Origin of the sequence: Streptomyces sp. NPDC004266 (assembly GCF_042874095.1) — a bacterium.
Taxonomy (GTDB): Bacteria; Actinomycetota; Actinomycetes; order Streptomycetales; family Streptomycetaceae; genus Streptomyces.
Window position 1 is genome coordinate 22993 of record NZ_JBIAMM010000003.1, and the last position, 19595, is coordinate 42587.

16 protein-coding genes are annotated in these 19595 nt (G+C 74.4%); 4 read left to right on the forward strand and 12 right to left on the reverse strand.

Features of this window, described 5'->3' with window-relative positions; translation table 11 throughout:
• Positions 1-96 precede the first annotated feature (96 nt).
• Positions 97-609 (reverse strand): DUF3017 domain-containing protein, encoded by a 513-nt coding sequence (locus tag ACFYUZ_RS08070; protein ID WP_389307061.1) that lies wholly within the window; start codon positions 607-609, stop codon positions 97-99.
• A 1-nt stretch (position 610) separates the two neighbouring features.
• Positions 611-1471: a bifunctional methylenetetrahydrofolate dehydrogenase/methenyltetrahydrofolate cyclohydrolase gene (locus ACFYUZ_RS08075; RefSeq protein WP_389307062.1), complete on the reverse strand. Its 861-nt coding sequence runs from the start codon at positions 1469-1471 to the stop codon at positions 611-613.
• A gap of 250 nt (positions 1472-1721) precedes the next feature.
• Between ACFYUZ_RS08075 and ACFYUZ_RS08080 the strand changes: the two genes are divergently transcribed.
• Positions 1722-2300, forward strand: a complete 579-nt coding sequence (locus tag ACFYUZ_RS08080) for a hypothetical protein (RefSeq protein ID WP_389307064.1) — start codon at positions 1722-1724, stop codon at positions 2298-2300.
• 57 nt (positions 2301-2357) lie between these two features.
• Here the strand turns inward: ACFYUZ_RS08080 and ACFYUZ_RS08085 are convergent, their stop codons facing one another.
• The 3 genes from ACFYUZ_RS08085 to purN form a co-directional block, all read right to left on the reverse strand.
• Entirely contained in the window at positions 2358-3791 is a 1434-nt protein-coding gene (locus ACFYUZ_RS08085) for a DUF2079 domain-containing protein (protein WP_389307735.1), read from the reverse strand.
• 211 nt (positions 3792-4002) lie between these two features.
• A complete protein-coding gene (gene purH, locus ACFYUZ_RS08090) occupies positions 4003-5568 on the reverse strand; it encodes a bifunctional phosphoribosylaminoimidazolecarboxamide formyltransferase/IMP cyclohydrolase (protein WP_389307065.1) in 1566 nt (521 codons plus the stop codon).
• Positions 5543-6172 carry a phosphoribosylglycinamide formyltransferase gene (gene purN, locus ACFYUZ_RS08095; RefSeq protein WP_389307067.1) on the reverse strand — a complete coding sequence of 210 codons (630 nt, stop codon included), beginning with the start codon at positions 6170-6172 and terminating at the stop codon, positions 5543-5545. Before purN ends, purH begins: the two co-directional genes overlap by 26 nt.
• 220 nt (positions 6173-6392) lie before the next feature.
• Between purN and ACFYUZ_RS08100 the strand changes: the two genes are divergently transcribed.
• The gene (locus ACFYUZ_RS08100; RefSeq protein ID WP_389307068.1) at positions 6393-7118 is read left to right on the forward strand and encodes a hypothetical protein; all 726 of its coding nucleotides are present in this window, start codon (positions 6393-6395) and stop codon (positions 7116-7118) included.
• Between the two features lie 29 nt (positions 7119-7147).
• On the opposite strand, the gene ACFYUZ_RS08105 is transcribed toward ACFYUZ_RS08100, so the two are convergent.
• Positions 7148-8770 (reverse strand): DUF6350 family protein, encoded by a 1623-nt coding sequence (locus ACFYUZ_RS08105; RefSeq protein WP_389307069.1) that lies wholly within the window; start codon positions 8768-8770, stop codon positions 7148-7150.
• A 119-nt stretch (positions 8771-8889) separates the two neighbouring features.
• Here ACFYUZ_RS08105 and ACFYUZ_RS08110 point away from each other — a divergent pair, with 119 nt between their 5' ends.
• The gene (locus ACFYUZ_RS08110; protein ID WP_389307070.1) at positions 8890-10191 is read left to right on the forward strand and encodes a sigma factor-like helix-turn-helix DNA-binding protein; all 1302 of its coding nucleotides are present in this window, start codon (positions 8890-8892) and stop codon (positions 10189-10191) included.
• A 201-nt stretch (positions 10192-10392) separates the two neighbouring features.
• On the opposite strand, the gene sucD is transcribed toward ACFYUZ_RS08110, so the two are convergent.
• The 6 genes from sucD to ACFYUZ_RS08140 all read right to left on the reverse strand — a co-directional run bounded on the left by sucD (position 10393) and on the right by ACFYUZ_RS08140 (position 18067).
• Positions 10393-11277: a succinate--CoA ligase subunit alpha gene (gene sucD / locus ACFYUZ_RS08115; RefSeq protein ID WP_389307071.1), complete on the reverse strand. Its 885-nt coding sequence runs from the start codon at positions 11275-11277 to the stop codon at positions 10393-10395.
• Between the two features lie 21 nt (positions 11278-11298).
• Positions 11299-12477 carry an ADP-forming succinate--CoA ligase subunit beta gene (gene sucC / locus ACFYUZ_RS08120; protein WP_123454825.1) on the reverse strand — a complete coding sequence of 393 codons (1179 nt, stop codon included), beginning with the start codon at positions 12475-12477 and terminating at the stop codon, positions 11299-11301.
• A 394-nt stretch (positions 12478-12871) separates the two neighbouring features.
• Entirely contained in the window at positions 12872-14035 is a 1164-nt protein-coding gene (locus tag ACFYUZ_RS08125) for a vWA domain-containing protein (protein ID WP_389307072.1), read from the reverse strand.
• A complete protein-coding gene (locus ACFYUZ_RS08130) occupies positions 14032-16392 on the reverse strand; it encodes a DUF5682 family protein (RefSeq protein ID WP_389307073.1) in 2361 nt (786 codons plus the stop codon). The genes ACFYUZ_RS08125 and ACFYUZ_RS08130 overlap by 4 nt, the downstream gene beginning before the upstream one ends.
• Positions 16389-17546 carry an AAA family ATPase gene (locus ACFYUZ_RS08135; RefSeq protein WP_389307074.1) on the reverse strand — a complete coding sequence of 386 codons (1158 nt, stop codon included), beginning with the start codon at positions 17544-17546 and terminating at the stop codon, positions 16389-16391. Before ACFYUZ_RS08135 ends, ACFYUZ_RS08130 begins: the two co-directional genes overlap by 4 nt.
• A 107-nt stretch (positions 17547-17653) precedes the next feature.
• Positions 17654-18067, reverse strand: coding sequence for a hypothetical protein (locus ACFYUZ_RS08140; protein ID WP_389307075.1), 414 nt, complete (start codon positions 18065-18067; stop codon positions 17654-17656).
• 144 nt (positions 18068-18211) lie between these two features.
• On the opposite strand from ACFYUZ_RS08140, the gene ACFYUZ_RS08145 reads away from it, so the two are divergent.
• On the forward strand, positions 18212-19558 hold the full coding sequence (locus ACFYUZ_RS08145; RefSeq protein ID WP_389307076.1) for an SWIM zinc finger family protein: 1347 nt from the start codon (positions 18212-18214) through the stop codon (positions 19556-19558).
• Positions 19559-19595 lie beyond the last annotated feature (37 nt).

Sequence of the window (19595 nt, forward strand, 5' to 3'; positions counted from 1 at the left end):
CTTGAACCGGCTTGGTACGTACATGACCCTTGATCGTGACGGCGCCCGCCCTCCCACGGGGGAGAGGGCGGGCGCCGTGCCTCACGTGTGGGGGGGCTACGTCACCGTCAGGTGGAGGACGTCCTCCAGGAACGGGATCCGCAGCCACGGCGCCGGCTGCACCATGAGCGCGAGCAGCACGATCAGGCCGCCCATCACCCCGTACGTGATCATGTCCGTGAAGCGGGAGCGGACGGCCAGCATGCCGACGGACGGCAGCGCCCGCCGCAGCGCCGCACCCGTGAGGAGCGCCGCGCCGACCAGGATCGCCCCGATCCGGAAGGCCTGCGGGAAGGGATCCGTCCCCACCACGAGCAGACCGAGTCCCGCGAGCACGAGGACGGTGAGCAGCGGCCACTGGCGCGCGGGCGCCGGCGCGTCGCCGGGGGCCGCCCGGCCGCCGCCCTCGGGGCGCGCGGTGTCGGTGGTGAGCCGCTGCCGCGGACCGCGCTTCACCCCGCCCTCCGCCGCGTCGCCGTCGACGGTGTCCGTACCGCCCGCCGCGTCCGTGCTCTCCACGCCGTCCGCGCCGTCCGGGTCGCCGGGCCTCCCCGGGGTCCCGGAAGTCACCTCAGAGCGCCGCGGCCGCGCGCTCGGCGGCCTCGACGACGTTGACGAGGAGCTGCGCACGGGTCATCGGGCCCACGCCGCCGGGGTTCGGGGAGATCCAGGCGGCCACCTCGGCGACGCCCGGGTCCACGTCGCCGACGATCTTGCCCTCGCCGTTGCGGGAGACGCCGACGTCGAGGACGGCCGCGCCCGGCTTCACGTCCTCCGGCTTGACGAGGTGCGGCACGCCGGCCGCCGCGACGATGATGTCGGCGTTGCGCAGGTGCGCCGAGAGGTCCCGGGTGCCGGTGTGGCACTGGGTCACGGTCGCGTTCTCGGAGCGACGGGTCAGGATGAGCGGCATCGGGCGCCCGATGGTGACGCCGCGGCCGACGACCACCACCTCGGCGCCGTTGATCTCCACGCCGTGGGCGCGGAGCAGGGTGACGATGCCGTTCGGCGTGCAGGGCAGCGGGGCGGGCTCGTTGAGGACGAGCCGGCCGAGGTTGGTCGGGTGCAGGCCGTCCGCGTCCTTGGCCGGGTCCATCAGCTCCAGGATGCGGTTCTCGTCGATGCCCTTGGGGAGCGGCAGCTGGACGATGTAGCCGGTGCAGGCCGGGTCCTCGTTGAGCTCCCGCACGACCGCCTCGATCTCCTCCTGGGTGGCGGTGCCCGGCAGGGTGCGCTGGATGGAGGCGAGGCCGACCTCCGCGCAGTCGCGGTGCTTTCCGGCGACGTACTTCTGGCTGGCCGGGTCGTCGCCGACCAGGACCGTGCCGAGGCCGGGCGTGATGCCCTTCTCCTTGAGGGCCGCCACACGGACGGTCAGATCGGACTTGATCGCGGCTGCGGTGGCCTTGCCATCGAGAATCTGGGCGCTCATGGAGACATCCTCCCGGATGAACCCCGCCTTGTTCCAATTCGCTCCCGGGGAGAGGACGGCGATGCGGAGCGAGAGGTTGCACTTGCACAACTCCGCTGTGTATCGACTGGACAAAATCTCGCCATTGCGACGACGATGACCGACGTAGTAGCGCGGAAAGTGCCGGGGGGAAATCCGCTCAAATGCCGTGAAAGTCCTCCGCGCGGGCCGCGTCGTCCCCGCACAGAGAAATTCACGGAGGAATCCCGCGATGAGCTTCGGCGATCCGAACAACCCCTACGGCCAGCCGCAGGGACAGGGCCAGCAGCCGGGCTACGGCTACCCGCAGCAGGCCCCGCAGGGCGTGCCGCAGCAGGGCTACGGCTACCCGGCGGCTCCGGCCTACGGCGGCTACCCGGGCGCGGCCATGGAGATGCCCGGCGGCGTCAAGGGTGCGCGCGTGATGCTGTGGATCCTGAGCGCGTTCAACGTGATCGGCGGCATCGCGGCGATCGGCCTCTCCTTCAGCTTCACCAACGAGCTGGAGAAGTCGGGCTCCCTGTCCGGCGACGAGGAGACCTTCGCGAACCTGGGCCAGGGCATCCTGATCGGCGCCGGCATCGTCTCGCTGATCTTCGCCGTCCTCGGCATGGTGCTCGCCGCCAAGTTCAAGTCCGGTGGCAACGGCGTCCGCATCGGCGCCATCGTCTGGGCCGCGTTCGCGGTGCTGTTCAGCCTCTTCTCGCTGCCGCTCGGCATCGTGAGCCTCGCCCTCGGCGTCCTGATCATCGTCTTCGTGGCGAAGTCGGACGGCTCGGCCTGGTTCAACCGGAACAGGCAGCAGTACTGAGCCTGACGCGCCTCTGAGGGGCGGGGTCCGTACCACGGGTCCCGCCCCTCACGCGTGTCACCGCCGCTTCAGGACCGCGAAGCCGTCCGAGCGGTAGGCGGGTTCGTACCGCGCCTCCGGGTGCAGTTGCGAAGCCAGTTGCTCCGGATCCGACACCTGCTGCCCCCAGCCCCGCAGGTCGAAGGCGAGGTAGTCCGGCGTGGCGCCCTTCGACGTGCCCACCCAGTAGACCCGGTGGTCCGCCGTGAGGTGCGCGAGGAGCGAGACGTCCGCCTCGACGCTCGCCCCCTCCGGCACGGCGTCGACCGCCGCCCGCGCCTCCAGGGTCCGGGCGTCCGTCCGGTACGTCTCCGGCTTCGTCAGCTCCCGCAGCGGCAGGTTCGCCGCGAGGACGAGGGCGACCGCCGTCGCGACCGGGACGACGACGTTGCCGTACGAGACGAGCCAGGCGCGCGGCGAGGTGCGGACCGAGCGGACGCCGTCCACGAGGGCCAGGAAGACGACGGGCATGAGGACCGCGCTGTAGTGCCAGTGCATGCCCCAGTGGTTGGCGTCCTGGGAGAGGAAGCGCCAGCCCAGGGTCGGCAGGACGAGCAGGACCAGCGGGGAGCGCAGGGCGAGGAAGCCGGTGATGGCGAGCAGGTAGAAGACCATCTCCCACCGCTCGCCCGAGACGAGGGCGTCGCCGATGACCTGCCCGAAGGAGGTGTCGGCCCCCTGGCCGGTCTTCTCGATCTTGGCCCAGTAGTCGTACTGGCCGAGCCGGCTCGCCGCCGGGATCAGGACGAGGACCGTCAGCGCGAAGGCCGCCACGCCGAAGCCGGCCAGGGCGGCGCCGAGCCGCCTCCGCCCCTTCAGGAAGAGGACCGCGCCGACCATGGCGACGGTGAGGCCCATGTCCTCCTTGACGAGGACGAGCGGGACGGACCAGGCGGCGGCCGCGGTCCAGCGTCCGAGGAGCAGGGCCCGGCAGGCCAGGGCGAGCAGCGGGACGGCGAAGGCGATCTCGTGGAAGTCGGACTTGACGGCCTCCTGGAGCCCCCAGGAGAGGCCGTAGGCGACGGTCAGGCCGATGCCGGCGGCCCGGCTGCCGAGGATCTGCTGCGTGGTGCGGCCGACGACGACGGCGGAGGCGGCGAAGAGCGCGGCCTGTCCGAGGAGCAGCGCGGCGGGCGAGGGCCAGATCCAGTAGAGGGGGGCGAGCAGGGCGGTGACGGGGCTGAAGTGGTCGCCGAGTATCTGGAAGCCGGGGCCCTTGATGTCGACGACGGGAGAGCGGAGCTCGGCGTACGCCCGGACGGACTGCCCGAAGATCCCGAGGTCCCAGGAGGGCGTGCGGAAGTGCGCGTACTGCACCCAGGAGTACAGGAAGTACAGGCCGCAGAGGACGCCCGCGAGGATCAGGTACGGGCGGAGCGGGGCCGGGTCGAGGCCGTCGGACGGGTCCGTGTCGGTGGTGTCCGCCGGGGGCCTGTTCAGTACGTCCAACACCACGTCCCCCACTAACGGCGGCCGACAAAAGAGCAACCCATTAGACCAGAGTCCACCCGTTCGGCGGATCTGCCGCCGCGTGCCCCGGACGGCCCCGGAGCGCCCCGTGTCCGGGGGGTGACGTTCTGCGGCCACGGGATCCACGGAACGCGCGGGCGGCCCGCCGGCACCCCTGGGGTGCCGGCGGGCCGCCCGTTCCGTGCTGTGCCCGTCAGTGGAAGAAGTGGCGCGTGCCCGTGAAGTACATCGTCACGCCCGCCTTCTGCGCCGCCTCGACGACGAGCTCGTCGCGCACCGAGCCGCCCGGCTGCACGACCGCCTTCACGCCGGCCGCGGTGAGGATCTCCAGACCGTCGGGGAAGGGGAAGAAGGCGTCGGAGGCGGCGTACGAGCCGCGCGCCCGCTCCTCGCCCGCCCGCTCGACGGCCAGCTTCGCGGAGTCGACGCGGTTGACCTGGCCCATGCCGACGCCGACCGAGGCGCCGTCCTTGGCGAGCAGGATCGCGTTGGACTTGACCGCGCGGCAGGCCTTCCAGGCGAAAGCGAGCTCCGCGAGCTCCTCCGCGGAGAGCGCCTCGCCGGTCGCGAGGGTCCAGTTCGCCGGGTCGTCGCCCTCGGCCTGGAGGCGGTCGGTGACCTGGAGGAGGGCGCCGCCGTCGATGGGCTTGACCTCGACCGGGTTGGCCGGGGCGCCCTCGGCCTTCAGGACGCGGATGTTCTTCTTCTTCGCGAGGATCTCGACCGCGCCGTCCTCGTAGCCGGGGGCCACGATGACCTCGGTGAAGATCTCGGCGACCTGCTCGGCCATCGCGACCGAGACCGGGCGGTTGACGGCGATGACGCCGCCGAACGCGGACAGCGGGTCGCAGGCGTGCGCCTTGCGGTGCGCCTCGGCGACGTCGGCGCCGACCGCGATGCCGCACGGGTTGGCGTGCTTGATGATCGCGACGCACGGCTCGGCGTGGTCGTACGCGGCCCGGCGCGCGGCGTCGGTGTCCGTGAAGTTGTTGTACGACATCTCCTTGCCGTGCAGCTGCTCCGCCTCGGCGAGGCCGCCCGTGCCGTCGACGTAGAGCGCGGCGCCCTGGTGCGGGTTCTCGCCGTACCGCAGGACGTTCTTGCGCTCGTACGTGGCGCCCAGGAAGTCGGGGAAGCCGGAGTCGTCGGCCGCCGCGTAGTCGTCGGCGAACCAGGAGGCCACGGCCACGTCGTACGCGGCGGTGTGCTGGAAGGCCTCGGCGGCGAGCCGCTTGCGGGCGGTCAGGTCGAAGCCGCCTGCCTTGACGGCGGCGAGCACGTCGGCGTACCGGTCGGGGCTGGTGACGATCGCGACCGACGGGTGGTTCTTGGCGGCGGCGCGGACCATCGACGGGCCGCCGATGTCGATCTGCTCGACGCACTCGTCCGGGGTGGCGCCGGAGGCGACGGTCTCGCGGAACGGGTACAGGTTCACGACGACGAGGTCGAAGGGCTCCACGCCCAGCTCGGCGAGCTGCGCGCGGTGCGACTCCAGGCGCAGGTCGGCGAGGATGCCGGCGTGCACGCGCGGGTGCAGCGTCTTGACGCGCCCGTCGAGGCACTCGGGGAAGCCGGTCAGCTCCTCGACCTTGGTGACCGGGACCCCGGCGGCGGCGATCTTCCCGGCGGTGGAGCCGGTGGAGACGAGCTCGACACCGGCCTCGTGCAGACCGCGGGCCAGCTCCTCGAGCCCCGTCTTGTCGTAGACGCTGACCAGCGCGCGGCGGATGGGCTTAACGGTGTCCGTGTTCACCGACATGAACCTTTCGTCCCTCAATGCGATAGCCGTGCCGGGCGAGGCGCCCCACGACGTCGACGAGCAGCGAGCGCTCGACTTCCTTGATGCGCTCGTGCAGAGCGGCTTCATCGTCCTCGTCCCGCACCTCGACCACGCCCTGGGCGATGATCGGGCCGGTGTCGACACCGTCGTCGACGAAGTGGACGGTGCATCCGGTGACCTTCGCGCCGTAGGCGAGGGCGTCACGCACCCCGTGGGCACCGGGAAAACTGGGGAGGAGCGCCGGGTGGGTGTTGACGACCCGGCCGCCGAAGCGGGCGAGGAACTCCTTGCCGACGATCTTCATGAAACCGGCCGAGACCACGAGGTCCGGCTCGTACGCGGCGGTGGCCTCGGTCAGCGCGCGGTCCCACTCCTGGCGGGTCGCGTGGTCCTTCACCCTGCACACGAAGGTCGGCAGCCCGGCCCGCTCGGCGCGCTCCAGGCCGACGATGGAGTCGCGGTCGGCGCCGACGGCGACGACCTCCGCGCCGTACCCCTCGGGGTCGGCGGCGATGGCGTCGAGGAGGGCCTGCAGATTGGTACCGGACCCGGAGACCAGGACGACGAGGCGGGCGGCAGCCACAGGGGTCACTCTTTCCGTGGTGTTTGTGCGGTCGTACGAACGAATCGTGCCCCTCGATACGGGGAACCCTACGAATGGCTCGACCGTCAGCAACGATACCGGCACACGGGACGGCCCCCACGGGACGGGGGCGGAGCAGGGCGGTAGCGTCAGGGTCCGACGCCAGCAGGGGCCGTGGGTGCGGCCGCGGTCACGACGACAGAGGGAAGACGTTCAGCAGATGCCGGAACGCCAGTCCACGGACGACAACAACCCGTTCGCGCCACCGCCCGAGGGCAGGCCGGACCAGCCGTGGCAGCCGCGGCGACCGGAGGGCTCGGACGACGACGCGTCCGGCACCCCGGACTCGTCGGGGCCGTCCGACGGCCGCTGGAGCCCGCGCCAGCCGGGCCCCTCGCAGGACGGCTTCGGCCGGGGGCCGGAGCGGCAGGGCCGGCCGGAGGGCGGCCCCGGGCAGGGCGGGCCCGGACCGGGCCCGGGGACCCGCTGGGACCCGACGGACCCGGCGCAGCGGAGGGCGCGGTACGCGATCCTCTCCGGCATGTGGGGCTTCTTCTTCGCCATCTTCGAGATCCCGGAGCTGGCGCTGCTGCTCGGCGCCCTCGGCCTCTACTGGGCGATCAGCTCGCTGCGCGCCAAGCCGAAGGCGGCCCAGGAACTGTCGCCGACATCACAGCCCCCGTCGGCACAGCCCTCGCCCGGCCGGCCCTCGGGCCAGGGGGCGTCCGCCGCGACCATGCCGCTCCGCTCGATGCGGACGGCGGCGATCAGCGGTCTCGTCGCGGCGAGCCTGGCGCTGATGATCGTCGCGGGGAGCTTCACCATGCAGCTCGTCTACCGCGACTTCTACCAGTGCCGCGACGACGCGCTGACCCACGCGGGCGAGCTGGCCTGCAACGACCTCCTGCCGAAGCCGCTGCGCGCGGGCTTCGGGGTACGGGAGTAGCAGGCCGGTACGGGAGCAGCCGGCCGCCGTCAGTCGGAGGCGGGCGGAGGCGACGACGGCGGAGGCGGCAGCGGCGGCAGCGGTGGGGGCGGCGGCGAGGAGGGTTCCCAGGCCGCCGGGAGGAAGTCGTAGGGCTCGTAGCCGGGGTCGTCGCCGAAGGGGTCGGCGTACGGGGCGGCGTACCGGTCGGGGGACGGGACGGCGGACGAGCCGCCCTGCGGGTCCGCGCCGGTCCGGACCCCCCTGTCGGTGCCGGTCCCCCCGTCGGTGCCGGCCCCGGGCGACGTCGTCGCCTTGGACGCGGTCGCCTCCGGCCGGACCTCCACGGGGCCGGGCCGGGACGCCACGAGCCCGGACAGGGCCGCCAGGAGTCCGGACGGGGCCGCCGCGGGACCGCCCTCCGCGACGGACGCGGCCACGGGTGCCGGCACGGGCACGGCCGACGGCCGGGACTTCTCGGAGCGCGGCGCCCGGCGGCCCCAGGCCCGTACTCCGAGCGCCGCCGGCACCCCCGCACAGACCCCCCACAGCACCGCCGCCGCGCCCGCCTGCCACCACACGGGGCCGAACGCCGAGAGCCGGCCGGTGCCGAGCGGGCCGCCCGCCGCGGCCGCCAGGACGGCGACGGCCGCCCCGCACCCCCCGGCCGCGCCGAGCGCCGCCAGGGCCGCTTCCCGGGCCGCCCAGGTCCGGGCGGCCCGGCCCACGCGGTGCCCCTGGACCACCGCGGCGACCAGCGGGACCGCGAGGGCAGCCCAGTGGAACCAGGTGCCGCGCCCCTCGGAGGGCAGCGCCGCCAGGAGCGGGAAGGGCGGCACGGCCGGATCGCCGACGAGGCCCAGCGGGGTCGCGAGCGCTCCCGCGCCGAGGACGAAGCCGGGCCCGAGGCCGTAAGCGGCTCCCCAGACGGCCGCGTTCGGCAGCAGCGCCAGGACGAGCAGCAGGACCGTCACCCGACCGGACCACTCCCCCGCGAGCCCTTCGAACGAGGCCTGCGCCCGGCCCGCGTGCCAGGCGAGCGAGCCGGCCGCGGCCACCGCGCCGCCGCCGAGCAGCGTCAGCGTCCCGAGCCCGGCGGCGCGCAGGGCCGCGGCGGCCTGCCGCTGCCCCGGCAGCGGGCGGCCCAGCGCCGTCCAGGCGCCCGCCCCCGCCGCGCCGGTGACGACGGCGGGCAGCCAGAGCCCGGCCGTGACGAGGTCGGCGGGCAGCGGGCCGCTCTCGCTGTAGACCACGACGGCGGCCGCCACCAGCAGGTATCCCCCGGCGACGGCGGCGACGGCGCCGCCCGGGGAGGGGCGCGGCCGGGTCCCGTCGTCCCCCGGGTCGAGGGTGTCGCGGGCGGTCCGGTGCACCAGCCAGAGGGGCAGCGCGGCGAGCAGCAGCGGGGCGATGCCGAGGGGCGCGGGCAGGCCGGACAGGGTGTCCGCGCGGAACAGGTCCACGCCGTGGGCGAGCAGCCAGATGCCGGCGGCGACGTGCAGGGCGCCGACGGGACCGCTGTCGGGATACGGGGAGCTGATCCAGGCCGCGATCACCAGGACCGCGAGGACGCCGAGGCCGAGTCCGGCGGCGACCCCGCCCCGGACGCAGGCGGTGGCGAGCGCGGCGGAACGACCGCCCTGGACCAGGGGTTGCTCGGTCACATGGGTCACGGGGCCATGCTGCCAACGACACGCGCTTTCACCGCGTAACAGGCAAACATCCGTTGTGTCGCTCAATATACGTTTATGTACTTTTCCGCCCAGAGCAGCTCTGCGGGAGGTCGACGCCGATGAGCCGGAGCACCGCGGATTCCGCATCCTCCGTCCCCCTGCCGGCCCCGAAGGAGCGGCGCAGGTTGCGTGAGGCCCTCGCCCTGAGCGAGGAGCAGGTCGCCGAGGCCATGGGCGTCACGAAGGCCACGGTGAGGTCCTGGGAGACCGGACGCTCGGCGCCCCGGGGCCGCAAGCGCGAGGCGTACGCGAAGCTGCTCGGCACGCCCGGGCCCGCGGATCCCGTACGCCCCGAGGCCGAGCCCCGGGCGGAGGCGGAGCCGGTCTGGTCGCAGCCGCAGGCACAGCCGCACCCCCAGCAGCAGCCGCAGTCGTCGGCTTCGGGCAGCGTGCGCCCCCGGGCCGCCGCCAAGCGGGCCGCCAAGCCGCCGCGGGCCCCGTCGCCGGCGCCGGCCATCTCACCGGGCCCCGCCCGCAAAGGCCCCGCGAAGCCGCCGGAGCGGCTGAAACCGGTGGCGGCGGAGGCCCCCGCGGAGCCGGCCGTCCCGGCGGGGCCGCCGGCCCTCACCCCGGAGGAGGCCTTCGACGCGCTGTACGCGCACGCCGCGTCCGGCCTCGTCCACCAGACGTACCTGCTCACCGGACGCCGCGGGCTCTCCCGGGAGGCCGTCGAGTACGCCTTCCACCACGCCTGGCAGCACTGGCCCGAGGTCGCCGTGGACGCCGACCCCGCGGGCTGGGTGCGGGCGGCGGCGTACGAGTACGCCCTCTCCCCCTGGCACCGGTTCCGGCGCGCCCACCGGCACCCCGACGCCCCGCCGGCCGAGGCGGACCGCCGGGCGCTGCTCGGCGCACTCCTCGAACTGCCGCCGCCGTACCGCCGCACCGTCCTGCTCTACGACGGGCTCGGCCTGGACCTGCCGGAGACGGCGGCCGAGACGGAGGCGAGCACGCCCGCCGCCGCCAACCGGCTGCTGCACGCCCGGACGGTCCTCGGCGAGCGGATCCCCGAGCTCGCCGAGCCCGAGGCCCTGCACCGGTGTCTGAGCGCGCTGGTCGCAGAGGCTCCGACGGCGAAGCTGCCGCCCGCCCGCGCCGTCCGGACGGGCAGCGAGCGCCGGGCCCGCAGCTGGACGCGGGCGGTGCTCGGGATGACGGCGGTCCTCATCGTGATGACCGGCTTCACGGCGGCGACCGCGCCGACCCGCTACATCCCGGTGAACGCCCCCGGCGAGGCCGTCAACGGCGTGCCGGTGCGCGGCGGCCCCCAGAAGCTCAGCCCGGAGGACGTGGAGCTCCGCGACAAGCTGCGCTCCGAGCCCAACCCGGGCCCGGAACGGCTGGTCCCGGCGGTCGGCTAGGGCCTGTCCGGCCTTGGTCCCGGGGGCCGGCCGGGGTCGGTCCCGCCCTGATCCCGGCGGCCGGCGGGGCCTCTCCGCCCCCGATCCGCCGGGCGGCCCCCGGCCGCCGGACATGAAGCGGGCCCCGCCCCTCCCGGTCTCCCGGGAGGGGCGGGGCCCACTCGCGTGCCGCCTGTCAGGCCGCTGTGCGTTTCAGCCTGTTCAGCCCGCGAGGATGGCGCGCGCCAGCTTGGCGGTCTCGGTCGGCGTCTTGCCGACCTTGACACCGGCGGCCTCGAGGGCCTCCTTCTTCGCCTGGGCGGTGCCGGAGGAGCCGGAGACGATGGCGCCGGCGTGGCCCATGGTCTTGCCCTCGGGCGCGGTGAAGCCCGCGACGTAGCCGACGACCGGCTTGGTGACGTTGGCCTTGATGAAGTCGGCCGCGCGCTCCTCGGCGTCGCCGCCGATCTCACCGATCATGACGATCAGGTCGGTGTCGGGGTCCGCCTCGAACGCCGCGAGGGCGTCGATGTGCGTGGTGCCGATGACCGGGTCGCCACCGATGCCGACGGCGGAGGAGAAGCCGAGGTCACGGAGCTCGTACATCATCTGGTACGTCAGCGTGCCGGACTTCGAGACCAGGCCGATGCGGCCCGGCTTCGTGATGTCGCCCGGGATGATGCCGGCGTTGGACTGGCCCGGGGTGATGAGACCGGGGCAGTTCGGGCCGATGAGGCGGGTCTTGTTGCCCTTCTCGACGGCGTACGCGTAGAACGCGGCCGAGTCGTGGACGGCGATGCCCTCGGTGATGACGACGGCGAGCGGGATCTCGGCGTCGATCGCCTCGACCACGGCGGCCTTCGCGAAGGCCGGCGGGACGAAGAGGACCGAGACGTTGGCGCCGGTCTCCTTGATCGCCTCGGCGACGGTGCCGAAGACCGGGACCTCGGTGCCGTCGAAGTCGACCTTGGTGCCGGCCTTGCGCGGGTTCACGCCGCCGACGATGTTGGTGCCGTCACCGAGCATGAGCTTGGTGTGCTTCATGCCCGTGGCACCGGTCATGCCCTGGACGATGACCTTGCTGTCCTTGTTGAGGAAGATAGCCATGGCTGTGGTTTCCCCTGTCCCTTACTTCGCAGCCGCGAGCTCGGCGGCCTTGTCGGCCGCGCCGTCCATGGTGTCCACGCGCTGCACGAGCGGGTGGTTGGCGTCCGACAGGATCTTGCGACCCAGCTCCGCGTTGTTGCCGTCGAGACGGACGACCAGCGGCTTGGTGACCTCTTCGCCCTTCGAGGCGAGGAGCTCCAGGGCCTGCACGATGCCGTTGGCGACCTCGTCACAGGCGGTGATGCCACCGAAGACGTTGACGAACACGGACTTGACGTCCGGGTCGCCGAGGATGATCTCCAGGCCGTTCGCCATGACCTCGGCGGAGGCGCCGCCGCCGATGTCGAGGAAGTTGGCCGGCTTCACGCCGCCGTGGTTCTCACCGGCGTACGCGACGACGTCCAGCGTCGACATGACGAGGCCCGCGCCGTTGCCGATGATGCCGACCTGGCCGTCGAGCTTGACGTAGTTGAGGCCCTTGGCCTTGGCGGCAGCCTCGAGCGGGTTGGCTGCGGCCTTGTCCTCGAGCGCCTCGTGCTCCGGCTGGCGGAAGTCGGCGTTGGCGTCCAGGGAGACCTTGCCGTCGAGGGCGATGACCTCGCCGGAGGCGACCTTGGCCAGCGGGTTGACCTCGACGAGGAGGGCGTCCTCGGCGACGAAGGTCTTCCACAGGGTCACGAGGACCTCGGCGACCTTCTCGGCGACCTCGGCCGGGAACTTCGCCTGGGCGACGATCTCGCGGGCCTTCTCGATGTCGACGCCCTTGTTGGAGTCGACCGGCACCTTCGCGAGCTTCTCGGGGGTCGTCGCGGCGACCTCCTCGATGTCCATGCCACCGGCGACGGACGCCATGGCGAGGAAGGTGCGGTTGGTGCGGTCGAGGAGGTACGAGACGTAGTACTCCTCGACGATCTCCGGAGCGGTCTCCGCGATCATCACCTTGTGGACCGTGTGGCCCTTGATGTCCATCCCGAGGATGTCCGTCGCGCGGGCGACGGCCTCGTCCGGGGTGGCGGCCAGCTTCACGCCGCCGGCCTTGCCGCGGCCGCCGACCTTCACCTGCGCCTTGACGACCGACTTGCCGCCAAGACGCTCGGTGGCCTCGCGCGCCGCCTCAGGCGTGTCGATGACTTCACCGGCCAGCACCGGTACACCGTGCTTGGCGAAGAGGTCCCTCGCCTGGTACTCGAACAGGTCCACGCGCGTCCGTCCCTTTTCTGATGATCGCGGTTCGTTGTCTGCGTGGGCGTGCCGCGGAGGGCAACGTGACTGCGCTGTCACAAGGGAGGCGTTCACGGAGTCCGTGGACGCGGCATGTCCGTCTCGCAGGTTATCCCCGTGGGCCGTGGGTCCCTAAATCGCAGGTCACACCAGAGCGGTGATACGGGTCACAGAACGTACGGGCCGGGGGGCTGTCCGTAGGGGCGGCGGGACGGGGCCGGAGCCCCCTCGTGGCAGGCGGGGACCGGCCTTCGGGGTTCTCACGACGCGCCGGGGGCCGGGGTGAGGGTCGTTCCGCCGCGAGTGTGATATGGACCTCAGTGGGGCCGGGCGCGCCCGTGTGGGTGGTCCCGCGGCGACGGATTCCGCACCCTCAGTCCTCGGGCACCGGCAGCGGGCGCTTCTCCAGGGCGGCCGCCATGATCTCCGGGAACAGGTCGGGCGTGCAGGCGAAGGCGGGGACGCCGAGCGCGGCGAGCGCCGCCGCGTGGTCCCGGTCGTAGGCGGGGGCGCCCTCGTCGGAGAGCGCGAGCAGGGCGACGAACTGGACGCCGGAGGCCTTCATGGCCGCGACCCGCTTCAGCATCTCGTCCCGGATGCCCCCCTCGTAGAGGTCGCTGACGAGGACGACGACGGTGTCGGCGGGGCGGGTGATCCTCGACTGGCAGTAGGCGAGGGCGCGGTTGATGTCGGTGCCGCCGCCGAGCCGGGTGCCGAAGAGGACGTCGACCGGGTCGTCGAGCTGCTCGGTCAGGTCGACGACGGAGGTGTCGAAGACGACGAGGCGGGTCGCGAGCGACCGCATCGAGGCGAGCACCGCGCCGAAGACGGCGGCGTGGACGACGGAGGCGGCCATGGAGCCCGACTGGTCGACGCAGAGCACGATCTCCTTCCTGACCCCCCGGGAGGCGCGTCCGTGGCCGACGAGCCGCTCGGGGACGACCGTGCGCTGCTCGGGCAGGTAGTGCTTGAGGTTGGCGCGGATCGTGCGGTCCCAGTCGATGTCCCGGTGGCGGGGGCGGCTGATCCGGGCGGAGCGGTCGAGGGCGCCGGCGAGGGTGGTGCGGGTGCGGGCGGCGAGGCGCTTCTCCAGGTCGTCGACGACCTTGCGGACGACGGCCCGGGCGGTCTCCCGGGTCGTCTCGGGCATCGCCCTGCCGAGGGAGAGGAGGGTGCCGACGAGGTGCACGTCGGCCTCGACGGCCTCCAGCATCTCCGGCTCCAGGAGGAGGGCGGCGAGCCCGAGCCGGTCGATGGCGTCGCGCTGCATGACCTGGACGACGGAGCTCGGGAAGTACGTGCGGATGTCGCCGAGCCAGCGGGCGACGGAGGGCGCGGACGCGCCGAGCCCTGCCGTGCGGTCCCGTCCGGTGCGGGGGCCGCTCCCGCCCGGGCGGTCGTAGAGCGCGGTGAGGGCTCCGTCCATGGCGGCGTCGGTGCCGGTGAGCGTCCGGCCGGTGCCGTCGGCCTCCCCGCCGCCCAGGACCAGCCGCCAGCGCCGCAGCCGCTCGTCGTCGGTGGGCGTCGTGTGCGTCATGCGGGGGCCTCCGTTCCGAGGATGAGGTGGAGCAGCGGCAGCACGGCGTCCGCCCGCTCGGGGTCGGGGTCCGGGGCGAAGCCGGGCACGCCGGGCGCGGAGGGCCCGGCCCCGCCGGGCCGGGGGCCGCGGGCGACCAGCTCGCCGAGGGTGCGGCGCACGCCCTGCTCGTAACCGGAGAAGGTGCGCCGCAGCAGCGGCAGGACGTCGGTGAACGCCTCGGCCGGGACGGACGTCAGCCAGGAGTCGACCAGCCCGAGGAGCCGCTCGTCGTGGACGAGGAGCAGTCCGCCGCCGGAGGCCCCGCCGACGAAGCCGTCGATCCAGGCGGCGGCGTCGGCCGGCGGGGTGCCGGGCGAGAGGGCACGGCTCATGAGCAGGGCGGCCTCGCCGTCGGCGATCCGGCCCTCGTCGAGCAGCAGCCGAGCGGACCGCCCCCGCAGGACGCCCGGGGTCCGGTCGCGGTCGGCGAGCCGGCGCAGCACCCCGGCCCACCGGTCGACGAGGTCGGGGCGGTCCGGGAGGAGGCCGATCGCCGTGTGGACGGCGTCGATCCGGTCCCGCATCTGCGCGGCGGCGTCCGTGTCGAGTCCGGCGCAGGCGGGCGGCAGGCCGACGCAGATCCGCTCGGCGAGCCCGGCGGCGACCTCGTCGAGGGCCGCCGTGCCGGTGCCGCGGACGTCGCCGTAGCGCAGGGCGCGGGCCAGGGCCGGGAGGGCCTGCGCGAGGTGGGCGACGTCGGTGTCGAGCGCGGCCCGGTCGGCGAGCGCCCGCATGACGACCGGCAGCGCGTCCGTGAGCCCGGCGAGGAGGCACTGCTCGGCGAGGGCGGTGACGTCGCCGAGGGCGGTCGCGGCGAGGGCACGGGACTCGGCCCTGGCGGTGGCGGCGGCCTCGACGGTGGTGCCCCAGACGCCGGCCTCGGCGACCCGGACGTGCAGCTCGGGCTCCCAGCGCAGCCGCCAGGTCTCCCGGAAGGTGCCGGTGCCGGCCCGTCCGGCGGCCGGCTCGCCCCAGTGGACGCCGAGGAGGCGCAGCCGGTGCAGCAGCCGGCTGCGCTCGCCGTCGGTCTCCTTGCGGAGGTCGAGTCCGAGCTCGCGCTCCTGGGCCTCGGGCTTGAGGCGCAGGGTGCGCCTCCGGCGGTCCAGATCGCGCTGGAGGGGTACGGCGGGGGCGCCGGCCGGCACCTCGCCGAGGACGTCGCCGACGACGAGGCGGTCGCGGACGAGGTCGAGCGGCACGTCGGAGCCCTCGCAGAGGACGGCGCGGACGGCGTCGGTCGTCTCGTCGAGGCCGGGGCGCGGGCGGCCGCGCAGGACGGCGAGCGTCTCGGCGAGCCGGACGGCCTCGATGACGTGGGCGGGGGAGACGGGGTGGTCCTCGGCCCTGAGGAGCCCGGCGACCTTCGTCATCCAGCGCTCGACGGGCCGGTCGGGAGCGGCGAAGAGGTGTCCGTACCAGCCGGGCGCGTCGATCCCGGCGCCGTAGCCGGAGCGGCGGGCGAGTCTGCGGTGGGTCCAGGGGACCCAGGTCAGTTCGGCCTTCGCCCGGGGCAGGCCCTTGAGGAGGGCCCTGTCGGCGGCGACGGTGGTCCTGCGGGTGAGGGCGGGCACGTGCCAGGCGCCGCAGACGACGGCGACGGAGTCCCCGAACTCCTTGCGGGCGGCGCGCAGCTTGAGCCGCATGTGCGCCTCGCGGACGAGGTCGCGGGGGTGGCCGCCGTGCCCGTACGCCTCGCGGAGGGCGCCCATGGCCTCGGCGAGGACCTCGAAGGGGGCGGTGGGGTCGCCGTCCCCGCGCAGTTCGACGACGTCCTCCCACCAGCGCTCGGCGTCCTCGTACCCGGCGGCCCCGGCGAGTTCGGCGACCGGGTCGATCCTCGGGCCGCCGCCCGTGGCCTCCTCCTCGTCCCTCCAGGTGGGGTCGGCGGCGGCGAGGGTGTGGGCGGCGGGCAGGTCGACGAAGCGGACGGCGGCGCCGTGGTCGAGGGCCCAGCGGATCGCGACCCACTCGGGCGAGAAGTCGGCCATCGGCCAGAAGGCGGCCCGTCCGGGATCGTCCACGGCGTGGGCGAGCAGCGCGACGGGCGGCCGCATGTCCGGGTCCGCGGCGAGCGCCACGAGGGCGTCGGCCTCGGCGGGCCCCTCGACGAGCACCGCGGCGGGCCGCGCCGCCTCCAGCGCGGCCCGCACGCCCCGTGCGGATCCGGGCCCGTGGTGCCGCACCCCGAGCAGCAGGGGCTCCCCGTGCCACCCGCCGTCCCCGCCGGAGCGGGGCCCGGCGCCCGGGGCCGGGGGCTCGTCCCGGGGCGGGTCCGGTGGGCGGGAGGCGTGGGGGGCCGTGGCCGTGGAGGTCATGCGCTCACCTCGCGGCAGGCGCGGTAGAAGTCCTTCCAGCCGTCTCTCTCCCGCACGACCGTTTCCAGGTACTCCTGCCAGACGACCCGGTCGGCCGCCGGGTCGCGGACGACGGCGCCGAGGATGCCGGCGGCGATGTCCCCGGGGCGCAGGACGCCGTCGCCGAAGTGGGCGGCGAGGGCGAGTCCGCCGGTGACGACGGAGATCGCCTCGGCCGTGGAGAGCGTCCCCGAGGGGGACTTGACCTTCGTCCGGCCGTCGGTGGTGACCCCGTCCCGCAGCTCGCGGAAGACGGTGACGACCCGTCGGATCTCGTCCGCGCCGGCGGGCGGGACGGGCAGTTCCAGGGAGCGGCCGAGCTGCTCGACCCGGCGGGCGACGATGTCGACCTCGGCCTCGGGGGTCGCGGGCAGCGGCAGCACGACGGTGTTGAAGCGGCGGCGCAGGGCGCTGGAGAGCTCGTTGACGCCGCGGTCGCGGTCGTTGGCGGTGGCGATCAGGTTGAAGCCGGGGACGGCCTGCACCTCCTGGCCGAGCTCGGGGACGGGCAGGGTCTTCTCGGACAGGATCGTGATGAGCGTGTCCTGCACGTCGGCGGGGATGCGGGTGAGCTCCTCGACCCGGGCGGTCATGCCCTGGGACATCGCGCGCATCACGGGGCTGGGGACGAGGGCGTCCTCGCTGGGGCCGTGGGCGAGGAGTCGCGCGTAGTTCCAGCCGTACCGGATGGCCTCCTCGGGCGTGCCGGCGGTGCCCTGGACGAGGAGGGTGGAGTCGCCGCTGACGGCGGCGGCGAGGTGCTCGGAGACCCAGGTCTTGGCGGTGCCGGGGACTCCGAGGAGGAGCAGCGCCCGGTCGGTGGCGAGCGTGGTGACGGCGACTTCCACGATGCGGCGCGGTCCGACGTACTTGGGGGTGATGGCGGTGCCGTCGGGGAGCGTGCCGCCGAGGAGGTAGGTGGCGACGGCCCACGGGGAGAGGCGCCAGCGGGCGGGCCGGGGCCGGTCGTCGGCGGCGGCGAGGGCCGCGAGTTCGTGGGCGAAGGCGTGCTCGGCGTGCGGTCGCAGGGCCTCGGTGGCGGTCTGCGGCCGTCCCGGTCCGGTGTCCGTCTCGACACCGGAACCGGGCTTCGCGATGGTTTCGGGCACGGGCATGGATCCCCCTCCAGATCGTTCGACCTGCTGTGCGATCCACCGTGCACCATGCCACTGACAATCGGATGTCGCCGCTGGTCAGGGCCGGTTGGGGAGGTGAGGGAGGGTCAGCCGACGATCGGGGAGACGGCGACGCAGCCGCCCGCCGTCGCCTCCTGGCCCTTGGCCTCCTTGATGACCTTGCCGTTGTGGATGATCTTGCAGGTGAGGTCGGCGGGGTCGAGCGAGACCGGCATGACGGCCGGCGGCATGATGCCCTTCAGCGTCACCGTCTTCCTCCACGGCGTGGCGGGCTTCTTCTCGGACTCGATCTTCGGATCCATCGCGGTGCCGCCGCCGGCGTGGTAGTCGATCGACTCGACGTTCTCGCCGCCGACCTCGTAGGTGACCTCGTAGGTCTCGTTCACGGACTTGTCGACCTGGTCGGCGGCCTTCTCGGCGGCCTCGGAGCAGGCCCCGAGGCCGAGGGCGAGGCCGGCGACGGCGAGGGCCGAGACGGCGGTGCGGACGGTGCGGTTCATGGGTTCCCCTGGACGGCGTGGCGCGGTTCGGCGGTCGCCGCAGAGAATCGTAAAGGGAAGGTAAAGTCAAATCTCCCCGCCTCCGCCCCGCCCCGAACCCTCGGCCCGGGGGCGTTGTCAGTGGCGGCCTCTACCTTCGACGACATGAATGCCATGGGGGTGCGCCGGACGGCGGAACAGGTGCTCGCGCTGGCTCCTGACGAAGCGTCGCGCAGAGCGGGGAGCGAGCTCGGCACGGCCGGGCCCTGGTCGGAGACGGGCTGCGGCGACGGCGCCGTCTGGGGCCTGTGCAAGGGCAGCGGGAGCACGCCGTACCGGACGGTCGTCGACACCACGGGGCCCGCGTACTCCTGCGGCTGCCCCAGCCGGAAGTCCCCCTGCAAGCACGCGCTGGGCCTGCTGCTGCTCCGGGCGGCGGACGGGATCGCCGCCGAGGACCGCCCCGCGCCCGACTGGGCCGCGCAGTGGCTCGCCGCGCGGCGCGGCGGGGCCGCGAGCGCGGACCCGCGGGCCGGGGAGGGGGCCCCGGGGGCGACGGCGGATCCGGAGGCGGCGCGCCGCCGGGCCGAGCGCAGGGCGGCCCGGATCACCTCGGGCGCGCGGGAGTTGGAGCAGCGGCTCGCCGACCTGCTGCGCGGCGGTCTGGCGGTGGCCGGACAGACGGGGTACGGGCTGTGGGAGGAGACGGCGGCCCGCATGGTCGACGCCCAGGCGCCGGGGCTCGCCGGGCGGGTCCGGGAGCTGGGGGCGATACCGGGCTCGGGACCGGGCTGGCCGGTGCGGCTCCTGGAGGAGTGCGCGCTGACGCACCTCCTCGGCCGGGCCTGGCTGGCGGCGGACCGGCTGCCCGCCCCGTTCGCGACGACGGTGCGGACCCGGGTGGGCCTCACCGCCCCGGCCGACGGCGCCCCGGTGCGCGACCACTGGCTGGTCCTCGCGCAGTACGACACGGCCGACACCCGGCTGACGACCCGGCGGATCTGGCTGCACGGCTCGACGACCGGGCGCACCGCACTCCTGCTCTCCTTCGGCGCGGCGGGCCGGGCGCCGCAGCTCGCGCTCCCCGTGGGCGCCCTGCTGGACGGCGAGTTGACGCCGCACACCGGCTCGGGGCAGGTGCGGGCGGAGCCGGGCGAGCGGTTCGTCCCGGTCGCGGGCCCCGTCGCCCCGCCGGCGGGCGGACCGGTCGGCACGACGCTCGACGCGTACGGCCGTGCGCTCCGCGAGGACCCGTGGCTGGACTCCTGGCCCGTGACGCTGGGTCAGGTCGTGCCGGTGCGCGCGGAGTACGGCTGGCAGCTCGCCGACGCCGACGGCCGCGAAGCACTGCCCCTGACGCCCGCCGCCCAGTCCCGGCCCGGCCTCTGGCGCCTGGTCGCCCTGTCCGGCGGCGCCCCGGTGGCCGTCTTCGGGGAGGTCGGGCACCGGGGGTTCACCCCCCTCGCCGCCTGGTCGCCGGAGGCCCCGGGCGAGACGGTCCCCCTCATATGACGTCCGGCCACCGCGCACCGGCCCACCGGAGGAGCCC